Raw genomic sequence first — 14,656 nt, forward strand, 5'->3', positions numbered from 1 at the left:
CACATTTCCTAGAGCAATTGAAATGCCAACTTTTAACTCTTTGTATTTATTGAACTAAGTGCTGAAGGACATCAAAAATGAGCAAAATCATGCTGATTTGATAGCAAAGTAATGAGCAAGATCTTGCTTATTCAAGAGAAGAAGGCTGCACGCCTAGATCGCAAAAGGTTAATAAAATGTGATCAAGACAAAATAAATGCACGATTCACTAATAAGCAATATTTTGCCGATGCAATTTTGGATTGAATTGCAACTAATGAGCGTCTCAACAATAAGAAGAAAAAGCGCATCATTCTAAACTGCTCACTTTATCAGCGGAGGTTTATAGCCTAAACGACTACAAATAGCACAAAAATACAGCAAAACAAGCCATGTTAAAGAAATGAAAAGTCATTTATTCTAATTTTGAATTTAAAAAGCAGTTCGATCCACCAGTTCAGAAACAAACATTGACCGTATCAACTTATTTTCTACTTCGGGGTTGTGCCAATAGCCCTATGTTCGTTAGGGTAACAACACACCAAGGCAAACGTATTCCTTGGTATTTTTTCGTCATTAAGGATCACCCATGTCAGCAACTGCGCAATTACAATCCGCTTTAAAACGCCCATCTGGCGTTGCTGCTGCGATCCTCCTGCTCTCTCTGAAACTGATTCAGAGCTGACAGGCTATATCTAAACTTTCTGTCAGCTTGAGAAGAAGCTGACGGGAACACCACATACTCCTCCCATTCCTTTCAGTTTCTTCCAAGCGAAACATAAGAGGAATAACAATGTTAAGCGCACGCAATATCGCCGCTTTGGGCTTCATGACTTTCGCCATGTATTTAGGCGCGGGTAACCTGATCTTCCCTCCATTTTTGGGTTATCAAGCAGGTGAAAACTTTCTGAGCGGGATGTCTGGCTTCCTCTTAACGGGCGTAGGTCTGCCTGCGATGGCACTGGTGATGGTGGCTATCGTAAACGGTTCAGACAAATTAACCGCTGCCCTACCTAAACCTTTGGCGACCAGTTTTTGGGTAATGGTATTTATCGTGATTGGCCCTGCGTTCGTAATCCCACGTGCGATTACCGTTGCTTACCAATTTAGCTTTGCACCAATGTTTGGTGATGCCGCTTTGGTGCCTTTCACTATTGCCTTCTGTGCTATCACCATTCTATTTGCCCTATATCCGGGTAAATTGGTCGACAACCTAGGCAAGATCTTAACGCCTGCATTAATGGCTATCTTAATCATCATGTCCGTGACTGCTTTGGTTTCTCCTGCAGGAGAGCTAACTGCCGCAACGGGACCATACGTATCTGGCGCATTTGCTGAAGGCTTGACCCAAGGCTACATGACGATGGATGCGCTAGGTTCTATCGGTTTTGGTTGGATTATCTTCCGCGCGATTCGCAGCATGGGTGTGGATTGTCCGAAAGCCACCGCAAAATACACGCTAATCGCAGCTTTGATGTACGCGGTTGCCATGGCGTTTGTTTACATCTCATTGGCTTACATTGGCTCAACAAGCTCATACTTGGGTTCTGAGTTCAGCAATGGTGGCGACATTTTAACGGCGTTCACCTTCAGCCACTTCGGCGCATTTGGCTCACTATTACTAGGAGCCGTGATGGTATTAGCGTGTTTGACTACTGCTATCGGCGTAACCACCGCAGGCAGTGAGTTCTACGACAACACTTTCAGCAAAGTGAACTACAAAGGCTGCGTTATCACGACCATGGTATTGGCTGGTTTGATCGCCAACGTAGGTCTAGAGCAACTATTGGCTATCACATTGCCTGCGGTTGTGGCGCTTCACCCAGTAGCGATTGCGTTGATGATCATGGCACCAGTGCGCAACAAGATGTCGCAAATCATGGTCGTCGCGACGGCGTTCACTGCTCTAACGTTTGGTTGTATTGATGCGCTGCACATCCTAGGTTACATGCCAGAAGCCGCAAACCAATGGTTAGACAGCAACATGCCGCTGTACCACTACTTTGCAAGCTGGATTGTTCCAACGATTGCGATGGTGATTGTGGGTGTAATGGCGACCAAACCGAAAGCGCAGTTGACGGTTGCAGAATCTACAAATTAAGACATATTTCAGACCGAAGCCCACCAAGTGTGGGCTTGTTCCATTAATCACCAAAAGTATCAGCTATCCAAGACATCTCGCATCAATTGTTCTAGTATAAGTCGTGTTTATATTTAATAAGCGTATGATTTATAAAATATAAGATGAGCGGCTAGGATGGCGACATGGACAACTTTTCTTTAGATATAAGAACTCTCAACTTCATCATTATTCTTTTCTCTTGTATCTACTCAGTTGGGCTGCTTTTTACCCAATACCAACAGCGAAAAATTCCTGGGTTAACCTGTTTTGCTATCTCATTGTTATTCATTGGGGGTGGGCCTTTACTCCTGAGCTTTCGGGACAGCGCTTCCGACTGGCTCACCGTTGTCGCTTCTAATACTACGTTGCTCATTGGCTTTCTGCTGACACTTTATGGTGTTTGTATCTTCCGCGCTTTTACACTTAGGATCGCTTACGGCTTCACTGCTGTGCTGCCCATTGTTGTAGCTCTCACTTACTACTTCACTTTCCATGTGCCCTCTATCCGTATCCGTATTCTGGTGATCAGTGTTTACTTATCAGCAGTAACGTTAGCAAGTGGTTGGGCGATGATGAAAGGCGACAATCAAGACGATAAATGGCCAATGATCGGCATGGCTGCTTCGCTAGTTGGATATGGCGCTTTTATGGCCGTGCGAGTCATCTGGTCTTATTTTGGTTCAGAATTATCGAGCTTTATGTCTGCAGGACTGATCCATCAGCTCACCTTCCTATTTAGCATCTGCCTTGTCGTCTCAATGAGCTTTTGCATGCTTTGGCTAATCAACGCTCGTTTATTAATTTCGATTGAAAACCTTTCGATTCAAGATGCACTGACTGGATTACTTAATCGCAGAGCCATGGAAAAGGTTATACCGAAGATGGTGCAGCGAGTAATCGACAAACACGAAAGCTTAAGCATCATCATGACGGACATTGATAACTTTAAACACATTAACGACGCATGTGGACACTTAGCTGGGGATGAGACAATTGTACGAGTGGCAAACATTATGAGCCGTTATCTTCCTCAACAAGCCCAAGCCATTCGCTTTGGAGGCGACGAATTTATGATTGTTCTTCCGAAACATACGGCCCAACAAGCTGCAGAGTATGCTGAGAAAATTCGCAGTTGGGTAAGAACTGAACCATGCTGCGCCGCAAGCAACACGCCTGTGACCATGAGTTTTGGAGTCGCTCAGATGAAGCTGGACGAAACACTGCACGATGTAATTTCTCGCTCCGACCACGCGTTGTATCGCTCTAAAGAGAATGGCCGCGACCGCGTGACTGTTCTCTCCGAGCAAGGCAAAGAGCTGACGTTTTCTTCCTTCAAAGAGAGCGCATAAAGCAAAGCCCGTAATTGATTCAGTTAGGTGTAATCAGAGCGATTTAGACCAAACTTCTGCATCTTTTGGTTAAGGGTTCGGCGCGGTAAATCTAGCTCAACCATCACATCCGTAATTCGTCCTTGGTGTCGAACTAAGGAATCGTGTAGTACCTTACGTTCAAAATTGTGCAGCTGAATCGCCAACGGAACGCCCGCTTGTGTCTCTTCGGTTGTAGAAGATGGTCGACTGGAAAGAATTTCCATCACGGAGACGGTTTCATCCAGAGCAAAACGCATCGCGACATTCCTTAGCTCACGCACGTTACCGGGCCAAGCGTAAGCAAGAATGGCTTTTCTATCGGCTTCACTAAGCGGACGACTCTCAGAGTTACTTTTCAGGGCAAAGTGTTCGAACAAGATCAACGCGTCTTCTTCTCGCTCACGTAGTGGTGGCAAATAGATCTGCGCGACATTGAGGCGATAGTACAAATCCTGACGAAACTCATCATGATCATTGAGATCTTCTTTCGCGGCGGCGATCACTCTCAAATCAACTGAGATCTGTTGATTGCCTCCAACGCGCTCAACTGTATGTTCCTGTAATGAACGTAACACTTTCACCTGCATGGACAGCGGCATACTCTCGATTTCATCAAAAAATAAGGTGCCTTTATCCGCGTATTCCAATTTACCAATGCGCTTTTTACCCGCTCCAGTAAATGCCCCAGCTTCGTGCCCAAACAGCTCACTTTCAAACAAGTTCTCAGGAATAGCGCCACAGTTGATTGGCACAAAATGATGGGTTCTACGTTGGCTTTCATTATGCAAGCTCGTCGCCACCAGCTCTTTACCACAACCTGTTTCGCCGTAAATGATCACGTTAGTATCAATGCGCGCTAACTTGGCTACTTGTTCTCTAAGCTGTTGCATCACTCGGCTTCGCCCAATCAACACTTCTTCTAAGCCGCTAACACTAGATAGGTACTCTTGGCGATCTTGAGTAGACGTTTGTGCGCGATAACTCTCGACCGCTTCGGTCACACGTTGAGATAAGCGCTCAGGTTGGAAAGGTTTCTCGATAAAATCGAACGCACCGTTTTGTAATGCGCCTACTGCCATATCGACATCACCATGTCCGGTAATCAAGATAACTGGCGTTGGAATGTGATTGGCAATCAGGCTTTCTAGTATCGACAAACCATTGGTGTCTGGCAGGCGAACATCACTGACAATCGCATCAAATTCTTGGCTAAGAATGGCCGCTTTGCCCTCTTCGCCTAAACTGAATGCGGTCACATCAAACCCCGCCAGTTGCAGCCATTGGCTGGTAGCCTGACGAACAATATCATCGTCTTCGATAAGTGCAATTTTAGGGGTGTCGTCAAAAGCCATGAGTTACTGCCTGCTTTATGGAGTGGGAAAGAAATAGCTCTTTGTTAACGGTAGCAAAAACCACTGAGGAGAAAAGGAGCTAGATCTCACTTCTTGCTTACAAGTCTTTAACATCCAACCAGTTAGGCGCACTCTTTAATGACTGTTGGTGAGAACGCACTAGCTGAATGGAGTCGGTATGCAGCGCAAAAGGAATGGCAAAACATGGCTTGTGGTCGCAATTGCGGCAGTGCTGATGTTGTCTTGTTACAGCGCCAGCAGAGAGGTTGCCCGTCAGTGGTTGAGTGTACAAACTCAAACCGAAGCTCAACAAAAACTGCTCGACTATATTGGTGAAGTTCGTCGTGCACTTAAACGCTTCTATCACCTGCCTTACCTCGTCACCAATAACCCAGAAACCATCGCGTTTGTGAAAGGGAACCTGACTTATTACGAGCCATTGCAAACCCAACTGACTCAGCTAGATAAAGCCGCCAATACGGAAGGTTGGCTAATCCTGTCTAACTCTGGCGAAGTATTGGTCTCAAGTTTAATCGAAGAGCGCTTTAGCTTGTCTGACCGAAAAGCCATTGTGGAACAAATTCACAATCAAGGCGGCGGTGTTTCCTTGGTGAACAAAACCAAAGGTTCGAGTCCGTTGTACTATCTTGCAGCCCCTATCTACGACGGTCTGGATATCGCAGGCATTGTGGTGGTGCAGATCAACCTCAGCTTGTTGACCGAACAGACCATTACTAGCCAAGACATCATTACGTTGCAAAATCGCCAGCAACGCTTTTTCCTATCAAGCAGCTCGCTTTATAACGCAGACTGGTTTAACGAACCGAGCAACACCGTTCAGTTAGAAACGCAGCGCTTATACGACAACACCAATATCAGTGTGTGGACGCTCAATCAGCAACGCTATTTTGCGCACACCGTTAAATTGGATGATTTGAATTGGTACGTCAGCTACCTCACCCCTTCTAAGCCGATTCAACAAACCATCAACGTGATTGGTTGGAGCGTAGCGGCGCTGCTCTTATTGGCTGTATTACTCGTCATCATTGGTCTACAACGTCGCCAAAAGCACATCAATCAACAACGAATTCAAGCTCTGTTGGAAGAGTCCCAACGCCGCTTGAAACAGATGATCAATAAGACCCACGTTGGTTTGCTATTGATTGATGAGCAAGGGCAACTGTTCGATCTCAACCCAATGGCGAAGCGTTTGTTCTGTCTACCAGAAAGCGTCAATCGACACGCTTTTGCTTGGGAATTATTCGACGCAGGCAATCCCAATTCCACCACACTCAAGTTGCTTAAGGATTTACCTAAACATAAAGAGCTCGCAGAGATCAGCACGGTCGAAACCATTGCCAGACGCAGTGACGGAAGCGTCTTCCCTGTCTTGTTCTCGCTAACCAGTTTCCCTTGGCATGGCGAGCAGTATTTCCTTGCAACGATCATCGACATCAGCAAGCGGAAAAAAGCCGAGCAATCACTGCAACAGGTCAACCAAGAACTGGCACAGCGAGTAGAAGAGCGAACTCAAGCGCTAAAAGAAGCACAAAGCCAGTTAATTGAATCGAGCAAAATGGCCGCCTTGGGTCGCATGTCGAGCGCGATCACTCATGAGCTCAATCAGCCACTGACAGGCTTGCGTACCCTGCTTACAACAAACGAACTGTTAGCAGAACGTGGCGAAACCGAAATGATGAAAGCCAACAATGTTTTGGTGCAGAAGCTGATTGATCGCATGGCAAGCATGACTAGTCAGTTAAAGACGTTCGCCTACAACAAACCAGAAAGCCTACAGGCGATTTCTCTTACCTCCGCACTCGAAGAGACCTTACGCGTTTATCAATCCCAATTAGACAAGGTGGACGTGCGTGTTCGGGTTCCTCATGATTTACCCGACATCATGGGTGAAGAACAACGACTGCTTCAGGTGCTCGGTAATCTTGTCTCGAATGCGCTAGACGCGATGAACCATACCACCAACCCGCAGCTCAGCTTGATCGTCAACCCAACCGGTAATCAGGTCGAACTGATCGTCAGTGACAATGGCTGCGGCGTGTCGGATGAGATGCTTGAATCCATGTTTGAACCCTTCCAAACCTCAAAGAAAATTGGTGAAGGCTTAGGGCTGGGTTTAGCGATTACGGCCAACAATATGCGTGATATGAATGGAAATATTGCGGCAAAAACAAATACCGAAGGTGGAATGACTTTTTCCCTCAGGTTTCAAATATCCAAATAATCCTCTACTTCGCTCAACTCCTCTTATTAAAAAACATCACTTTCTAAAATTTACCGCCTAATCTACGCTTAAGATTGTTGAATAAGCAACCACTTGTTCATTAAAAATGCAGTTTACTCCTCATACGTAACATCACCAAACAGACTTAGTCTGTTTTCAAGCAATGGAAATGCTATGAGAAAAACAATCTTATTTACGACTTTTACTGCCTTAACAATTTCCACCCAATTACTTGCCGCTCCCTATGTTGCTGATGCCCGCAGTCATGGCATGGGTAATACCGGAGTCGTATCAGCTGACTATTTGACGGCCCCCTTCCACAACCCCGCATTAGGCGCTTTGTATAGAGAAAACGACGACATAGGACTGCTAATTCCAGCAGTCGGAGTCAACATCAATGACAAAGACGAGGCATTATCAACCGTGGAAGATGTGCAAGACGTATATGAAAGCTTACATGGTTTCCCTACTCCCGAAGAAGAAGCCCACATTAACCAGCTTCTAGACCAATTAAGTCAAAGTGTGCCCGTGGTTATGAACGGTGGAATAGGCTTCGCTATTGCAGTCCCTACCCAGCATGTATCGGTAAATTTGTTCAGTTCCGGTTACGTCGAGATTCTTGCTCAGCCGGATATTGCAGACTCTGACAACACACTAGAGCGATACCTTGACTCAAAGGTAAACCTCGCTGCATTTGGCAATATTGAGTACGGGTTGTCTTTTGCGCGAAATTTTTCTTTTCTCCATCAGAATGTGGCTATCGGAATAAGCCCTAAGTACCAACAACTCCGAACTTACACTCAACGAACCTCGTTGGATGACTTCGATATTGACGACTATGACAAAAGCGAAGTGTCTAAAGATGTGTTTAATCTAGACTTAGGGGTTGCGTGGTATCTAGACAAGTTTCGTGCAGGTTTGTCTATCAAAGATATTTTTGAACAAGAGATAAAGACTGAAATTGGTGATTACACTTATGAGTTAACACCACAAGCTACATTAGGTTTAGGCTACGTGGGTGACTACATCACCTTCAGTCTAGATACTGATCTTACCAAGCAAAAACGTTTTCGAGAGTTGGAAGATGATACTCAATTTATCCGCCTAGGCCTCGAAGGTAATGCTTGGGGTTGGGCGCAAATCCGGGCCGGTTATGAACTCGATCTTGAAGATAATTTGGAAGACTCCATCACTGGGGGGCTGGGTATTAGCCCTTTTGATGTATTCAGTATTGATCTAGCGGGATCATATGCTGGCGACAACCAGTTTGGTGCCGCTGCAAATCTAGCCTTTACGTTTTAATCATATCGCTCCAACTCGCAATTCGATGTTGGAGCTTCTTGCTCAAAATCCGCTCAATTGTTTCAATTCTCCCCAAGGACTGAGAAAAACACGATCTCGATACAAGAATCCCTCCTTGACCTACACTATTCTCAAGCAAATAGAACGAATAACTTCCGAACGATAAAGAGTGAGAAACATGATTAAGTTTCCTGAACATTTTCTTTGGGGCGGTGCCATTGCTGCAAACCAAGTAGAAGGGTCGTACAACCTTGGGGGTAAAGGGTTATCGACATCAGACATGCTGCCAAACGGTATTTTGAGTCCGCATCAAACCCGTGAAGAACGTACGCCGGGTATAAAAGACGTGGCGATCGACTTCTACAATCGCTACCCAGAAGACATTGCGCTATTCAAAGAGATGGGCTTTAACTGTCTGCGCCTATCTTTGGCATGGAGCCGCATCTTCCCGAACGGTGACGAGCTAGAACCTAACGAAGAAGGTTTGGCGTTCTACGATAAAATTTTTGACGAACTTGCCGAGCACGACATCCAACCTTTCGTGACCTTATCTCACTACGAAATGCCTTACGCACTGGTCGAGAACTATGGCGGCTGGGGCGATCGTCGCGTCATCGAATTCTTCGAACGTTATGCTCGCACTGTGCTGGAACGCTACAAAGACAAAGTGAAGCTGTGGTTAACGTTCAACGAAATCAACATGTCACTGCACGCACCATTTACTGGTGTTGGTTTGCAAGAAGACGCCAGTGAACAAGAGATTTACCAAGCGATTCACCACCAGCTAGTCGCAAACGCAAAAGCGGTAAAACTGTGTCAGCAAATCGTACCAAACGGCAAGATTGGTAACATGCTGCTTGGCGCAATCAACTACCCGTACACTTGTAACCCTGATGACGTGCTTGCTGCCATGCACGAAAACAACAAGTGGTTGTTCTTCGGTGATGTGCAAACACGTGGTCAGTACCCTGGCTACATGAAGCGTTACTTCCGTGAAAATGGCATTGAAATTCAGATGGAAGCAGGCGACTTAGAAGAGATCGCATCGGCAAGTGTCGATTTCATCTCATTCAGCTACTACGCAAGTGGCTGTGCAAGTGCGGATCCGAAACAGAAGGAAGTAGGTAACATCGTCGATAGCGTACCAAACCCATATCTTGAGAAGAGCCAATGGGGTTGGTTGATCGATCCAAAAGGCCTTCGCATTCTGCTGAACTTCCTTCACGATCGCTACCAAAAACCACTGTTCGTCGTAGAAAACGGCTTAGGTGCACGTGATGAAATCGATGAAAACGGTGAGATTCAGGATGATTACCGCATCGCTTACTTGAACGACCACCTTGTGCAAGCACACGAAGCGATTCTTGATGGCGTTGAGCTGATGGGCTTCACCAGTTGGGGACCAATCGATTTGGTCGCAAACTCAACTGCTGAAATGAGCAAACGTTACGGTTACATCTACGTTGATCGCCACAACGATGGCCAAGGTACGTTAGAACGTAAACGTAAGAAGAGCTTCTTCTGGTATCAAGATGTGATTCGCACTGCGGGCGGCTCGCTCAAAAACTAAGCTTATTATCTAGATACAAGCCTAGATACAAAGTGCATGTATATTTAGATAGAAAAAACAAAGCCCTGCAAACGCAGGGCTTTTCTTATTCCCGATATTCAGTCGTATGACCTATTGGTTAAACACCAATTTCACCACCGTCTTCACGGCGAATAACCACCGTCGCGGCACGTGGACGCAGTGTCATCCCCGCAGGTGTTTCTTCTGCTGCATTGTCGCTGTAAGGCCAGTTGCCTGGGTGCTGAATGTTCACGAAAAGAGACTTGTAGTCTGGGCTAATGGTAAAGCCCGTCACTTCACAGCCGTTAGGGCCAACAAAGAAACGTTTCAACTCAGCTTGGTTTTCTGCACCGATCACTTCTTGTGTGCCGTTTTCATCCGTCAGCTTAGAAGGTACAACCGCAAGCATTTGGTCATTGGTGTAAGACGTCACTTCATCTGCACCGTTGTCCGTTTGAATCCACAGAATGCCGCGAGGATCAAACGCTAAGCCGTCTGGGCTCGCAAACTGGTTAAGCTCGGTCAAGCTCGAACGGTTAGTGTCCGCATCACCGTTTGCTGGAGAGCCAAACACAAAGATATCCCACGTAAAGTCTGTTGCTGCTTCGCCTTCATCCCAACGGATTACGTGACCAAACTTGTTGTTCAAACGTGGATTTGCAGGGTTAGTTTCCTCTGTACGCTTAGTGTTATTCGTTAGCGTCAGGTAAACCGAGCCTGTGAATGGGTCAACAGTACACCACTCTGGGCGATCCATTGGCGTCGCACCAACAAGGTCGGCTGCACCCGCCGTATTCAGGATGATTTCTGCTAGAGAATTGAAGCTGTCTGCGAGTGTGCCACCAGAAACTGTCGTGCTATCTAGTGTCAGTGGTAACCAAGTACCAGAGCTGTCTTCGTTGAAGCGCGCCACATACAGTGTGCCTTCATCCATGTACTTGTCACCCATCGCCAAGCGGTTATCAGGGTTAGCATCCGCAGGATCCCACGCTGCCGCAGATTCAAATTTGTATAGGTACTCAAAGCGAGAGTCATGACCAGAGTAGAATACCACTGGTTTGCCTTCTTCAAGCTTGCCGAATGTACAGCCTTCATGGCGGAAGCGACCTAGTGCAGTACGCTTCTTCGCACGTGAGTTTTGCGTGTAAGGGTCGATTTCAACAATGTAACCATGGCCGTTCGCCTCGTTACGGTAATCGTCCAATGCGCTTGCGCCTGTTGGTTCTACATTGAATCGCGTGAATTCGTCCAAACGCTCTTCGGCATTACCCGCCAACGTTTCCCATAGGTAACGAGTGCTCGTGTCATCAACACCAATACGATCTTGTTCTTCAGTACGAACGCCAGCGTTAACAAAGTAACCCGGCCAGTTCTCTTCACAAGTTAGGTAAGTACCCCAAGGCGTAAAACCATTACCACAGTTGTTCAGTGTACCGCGCGCTTGGCTGCCATCTTGTGAGAAGCGAGTTACGGTCAATTCTGTATTTGCGACAGGCCCAGAAAGGTCCATGACTGTCGCGCCAGTGTAACGGCGGTTTAGTGGATCGGTATCGACTAACTTCCACATGTTGTCTTCAAGTTGAACGCGAACCACAGACACACCATGTGCGTTAATTTCTTTTCGAACTTCGTCGACGATAGTACGCACACCGCCCACAGCTGTCGGACCGCTTGGGTGCAGAGCTGCGGTATCAATGTACTCGTGGTTGATACACAACAAGCCGTCAGTGTCGCTGTCGTTTAGCGAGAAAAAGTGCATGCCGTCGTGGTGCATACCCAATGCATTAAGCTGGTCGGTACTCGTGTTGCTGCCGTCGTCTTTCCAAGCGTTACCTTGTGCGTTTAGAGGTGTACCCCATGGCACCAATACTTGTGCGACGTAACCTTGCGGAATCGATACTGCATCCGTCAGTGAGCCTGGAATCGAATCAAAATTGAGGACTGCACTTGAAACGCCAGAGCCCCCACCAGCAGAAGTGCCTGAACTAGAAGAGTTGCACCCAGATAGACCAAATGCGCCAAAAGCGGTCATCGCACTGATACCTAGGCCACCTTTCAGGATACTGCGTCGAGATAGGCTCGCTTCCAGTACTTCTTCAAAAGGCTTGTTATTACTCTGGTTGTAACGCGTCGCGTCGAAGGTTTCCTTACTCATGGTGTTGCTTTCCCAGTGTTAGGTTGAATTATAGGTTTGTAAATCATTGAGCGAGGCGAAGTTTGGAAGAGAAAAGTGACAGAACTAGTCTATCTTTATGAACTTTGTGTTTAGAAAATGTTATAAAGCACCCATCTATTCTATGTACTCCCGATTTTACTTGGGCTAAGCCAGATTTGGGGGTATAAGGTGTACTCAAATCATCCACGAGAGATAATCATGAAACTAGATAAAATCGATAACAAAAATCGTCGTCTGCGTAAGAAGCTATTCCTAGGTGAATTCGCGATCCTAGGCTTTGAAATCAGCTGTGAAACAGACATCAACGACTTCGACCGTTACGATGCATTCGTTGATGAGTTTATCGACTACATTGATGGCCTAAACCTATGCTTTGGTGGCGGCGGTCTAGAGCTGTTTGAAGGCTTCCTATGTTCAACAGAGCGTTACGAAAGCGCAACTGAAGAACAAAAAGCACAGGTTCTAGCTTGGCTACAAGCTCGTCCAGAAGTAAGCAGCGCAAAAGCTGGCGAATTGGTTGACGCAAACTACCTGTAATTACGGAATCACTCTGTAATAAACAGAGTTGAGCGAGTAATGAGAAAGCTGGTCTTCGGACTGGCTTTTTTGCATTTAAGGCTATGGTTTTGTGCTGAAATGTTGAAGCTAGAAAGAGTGGAACGTTTGGTTGTTTTGGAAGCTTTGTTTAGGAAAGCAGGAAGCTTAGAGTCTTGGAAAGTATGGATGTGCTAGATAATTTTAGAGCTGGCATTTTATGGAAGGTTATCCGTCCATTGCCAGCTCAGTGCCATTGAGTATGGTTTACTATGCTTTTTTAGCAGTCTCAGTCTTTGTGTCTTTCCAGTATTGGATACGAACACGATGTAGCTGAGCTCTTCTCATCTTTTTCATAGCAATCTCCCTCATCTATATAGGTAACGCTCATCTTGAGCTTATTGTCTAAGGTTGTATTCCCCTTCAATCTATCGAGGAACGAATCAATTAACCGTGACTAATTTCACAACATAATGATAAAAGTAGAAGCGTTGCAGTCATTTTTTGACCAGTAAACCTGCTTTTATCTTGTTGATACGGTCAACTTACTCATCACTTATGACAGAAATATGGCAATCAAGTTCCCTATTTAACCTGTCATCGAATCTTAATAACGATTCTTAGATAACCTAGCAAATAATATACCAGTTGCACATAAATTCCAGTTTAGTACACAACAAAAGTACGCACATGCACAAACTAAGGTTGGATTCGCTGCTGGTAATGCTGTCGGTAATCTCTCGGAGTCAGTCCCTTGTAAGTTTTAAAGTGGCGATTAAACAAAGCTTGATTGCGATAGCCTACTCGTTCAAACACAATTCCTATTGGTAACCCTGTCGATTGCAACAAATCCGCGGCATGGTTGATTCTTAGCTTCATCAAACGTTGGCTAAACGGCTCTTTAAAGTGCTTTTGAAACAACCGTGTGACCGCACTTTCACTCAACGACAAGTAGTTGGCTAAATCTGCCAATGTCACCTTGTTGGCAAAATGCTGCTCAAGATACGCATTCACACTTGCGACGCGCTCTCTTTCTTGTTGCTCGTGTTCACTCATCGAAAGGTATGAATGGGTCATCAAGGTTTTTGCTGCTTCGTCATGGGCAACCAAAGATAAGATATGAATGAATCTCGACAATTGTTCCATCGCGGGCACTTTCATCAACTCTTGCAGAAGATCCACGACTTGCTGTGCCGTTCGCTCAGAGAACACCACTCCTTTATTTGCGGCTTTTAATAACGGGTCTAGTTTACGTAACTCAGTACAATAGAACATTAGATTCGCGATCCACTCACGCTTAAACCAAATCACATGAGTCTCGCAGTTGCTTTCTACCGACGTGGAGTGAATAGAGTGAGGCACACCTGGCGCAATTAACAGCATCTGGTTGTGGGTCACCTCTAGCTCGTGATGCCCAATGTGCAAAGTCCCCGTAAAGTGGCGGTGGATGACCAACTCAAAGACGTCATCGTGAAAATGAAAATCGTATTCTTTCGCTGGTTCATCAATACGACGGTAGCGCCAAGAAAAACCAGGCCTTTGCGGTACTTTTTCGATGTGCGCCATTTGATACCCCACAAGATAGTATTGTTTCACGCGCAAATAATATCAGTATTACCGACATATTCTTCATCACGCCTCAATAGTATTGATATTGAGCGGCATACTATCAACTAAGCCTCATCACGCTCCTTATTCTTCTCTTGTAAAGACAAGCTAACTAAGGAGCTTTTATGAGTAACTTTAAGACCAAGCTACGCCAGATCATGCAAAAAACTCGTGATGAATGGGCTGCGTTTGCGATAAAGGAAATGGGAATTTCATCCAATACCATCGCCAAATCTTATGGCTACAAGTCGAGTTGTGATCTTGAGCAAATTCTTAAACAAGATGAAAAAGACGCCGATTCGTACATTCGCTCGTCACCTTGTGCGAGATCTCTCACAAGCGATGTAAGCAAAACGACCATTTTTGACTAAGAACAAATCGAACAACAAACCTAACTAACT

The 14,656-nt window shown here is 45.8% G+C and carries 10 protein-coding genes; 7 read left to right on the plus strand and 3 right to left on the minus strand.

What is annotated here, in order from left to right:
* Positions 1–772: 772 nt before the first annotated feature.
* Positions 773–2,080, plus strand: a complete 1,308-nt coding sequence (gene brnQ / locus VCHENC03_RS19135; protein WP_009705106.1) for a branched-chain amino acid transport system II carrier protein — start codon at positions 773–775, stop codon at positions 2,078–2,080.
* 164 nt (positions 2,081–2,244) lie between these two features.
* Positions 2,245–3,450 carry a GGDEF domain-containing protein gene (locus VCHENC03_RS0125445; RefSeq protein WP_032802193.1) on the plus strand — a complete coding sequence of 402 codons (1,206 nt, stop codon included), beginning with the start codon at positions 2,245–2,247 and terminating at the stop codon, positions 3,448–3,450.
* Positions 3,451–3,473: 23 nt separating this feature from the next.
* Here the strand turns inward: VCHENC03_RS0125445 and VCHENC03_RS19130 are convergent, their stop codons facing one another.
* Entirely contained in the window at positions 3,474–4,823 is a 1,350-nt protein-coding gene (locus VCHENC03_RS19130; RefSeq protein WP_009705109.1) for a sigma-54-dependent transcriptional regulator, read from the minus strand.
* Between the two features lie 178 nt (positions 4,824–5,001).
* On the opposite strand from VCHENC03_RS19130, the gene VCHENC03_RS19125 reads away from it, so the two are divergent.
* From VCHENC03_RS19125 to VCHENC03_RS19120, 3 genes are all read left to right on the plus strand, one after another.
* Positions 5,002–7,065, plus strand: a complete 2,064-nt coding sequence (locus tag VCHENC03_RS19125; RefSeq protein ID WP_009705110.1) for a sensor histidine kinase — start codon at positions 5,002–5,004, stop codon at positions 7,063–7,065.
* Between the two features lie 174 nt (positions 7,066–7,239).
* A complete protein-coding gene (traF, locus tag VCHENC03_RS0125450) occupies positions 7,240–8,367 on the plus strand; it encodes a conjugal transfer protein TraF (protein WP_032802195.1) in 1,128 nt (375 codons plus the stop codon).
* A gap of 178 nt (positions 8,368–8,545) precedes the next feature.
* Positions 8,546–9,937, plus strand: coding sequence for a glycoside hydrolase family 1 protein (locus VCHENC03_RS19120; RefSeq protein WP_009705112.1), 1,392 nt, complete (start codon positions 8,546–8,548; stop codon positions 9,935–9,937).
* A gap of 118 nt (positions 9,938–10,055) precedes the next feature.
* Here VCHENC03_RS19120 and VCHENC03_RS19115 read toward each other — a convergent pair whose 3' ends face one another.
* Entirely contained in the window at positions 10,056–12,092 is a 2,037-nt protein-coding gene (locus VCHENC03_RS19115) for a PhoX family protein (RefSeq protein ID WP_009705113.1), read from the minus strand.
* Positions 12,093–12,311: 219 nt separating this feature from the next.
* Here VCHENC03_RS19115 and VCHENC03_RS19110 point away from each other — a divergent pair, with 219 nt between their 5' ends.
* Complete coding sequence (locus tag VCHENC03_RS19110) at positions 12,312–12,650, plus strand: YggL family protein (protein ID WP_005438242.1); 339 nt, start codon at positions 12,312–12,314, stop codon at positions 12,648–12,650.
* A 696-nt stretch (positions 12,651–13,346) separates the two neighbouring features.
* On the opposite strand, the gene VCHENC03_RS19105 is transcribed toward VCHENC03_RS19110, so the two are convergent.
* Positions 13,347–14,213, minus strand: a complete 867-nt coding sequence (locus tag VCHENC03_RS19105; RefSeq protein ID WP_009705114.1) for a helix-turn-helix domain-containing protein — start codon at positions 14,211–14,213, stop codon at positions 13,347–13,349.
* 167 nt (positions 14,214–14,380) lie between these two features.
* Between VCHENC03_RS19105 and VCHENC03_RS19100 the strand changes: the two genes are divergently transcribed.
* Positions 14,381–14,626, plus strand: coding sequence for a hypothetical protein (locus VCHENC03_RS19100; protein ID WP_009705115.1), 246 nt, complete (start codon positions 14,381–14,383; stop codon positions 14,624–14,626).
* Positions 14,627–14,656: the final 30 nt, after the last annotated feature.

Source organism: Vibrio sp. HENC-03, assembly GCF_000305755.2.
GTDB lineage: Bacteria > Pseudomonadota > Gammaproteobacteria > Enterobacterales > Vibrionaceae > Vibrio > Vibrio owensii.

Excerpts from the sequence above, each read along its gene's own strand:
- brnQ (WP_009705106.1), top strand. The coding sequence starts at position 773 with ATGTTAAGCGCACGCAATATCGCCGCTTTGGGCTTCATGACTTTCGCC.
- traF (WP_032802195.1), top strand. The coding sequence starts at position 7,240 with ATGAGAAAAACAATCTTATTTACGACTTTTACTGCCTTAACAATTTCC.
- VCHENC03_RS19130 (WP_009705109.1), bottom strand. The coding sequence starts at position 4,823 with ATGGCTTTTGACGACACCCCTAAAATTGCACTTATCGAAGACGATGAT.
- VCHENC03_RS19100 (WP_009705115.1), top strand. The coding sequence starts at position 14,381 with ATGAGTAACTTTAAGACCAAGCTACGCCAGATCATGCAAAAAACTCGT.
- VCHENC03_RS0125445 (WP_032802193.1), top strand. The coding sequence starts at position 2,245 with ATGGACAACTTTTCTTTAGATATAAGAACTCTCAACTTCATCATTATT.
- VCHENC03_RS19120 (WP_009705112.1), top strand. The coding sequence starts at position 8,546 with ATGATTAAGTTTCCTGAACATTTTCTTTGGGGCGGTGCCATTGCTGCA.
- VCHENC03_RS19110 (WP_005438242.1), top strand. The coding sequence starts at position 12,312 with ATGAAACTAGATAAAATCGATAACAAAAATCGTCGTCTGCGTAAGAAG.
- VCHENC03_RS19105 (WP_009705114.1), bottom strand. The coding sequence starts at position 14,213 with ATGGCGCACATCGAAAAAGTACCGCAAAGGCCTGGTTTTTCTTGGCGC.
- VCHENC03_RS19115 (WP_009705113.1), bottom strand. The coding sequence starts at position 12,092 with ATGAGTAAGGAAACCTTCGACGCGACGCGTTACAACCAGAGTAATAAC.
- VCHENC03_RS19125 (WP_009705110.1), top strand. The coding sequence starts at position 5,002 with ATGCAGCGCAAAAGGAATGGCAAAACATGGCTTGTGGTCGCAATTGCG.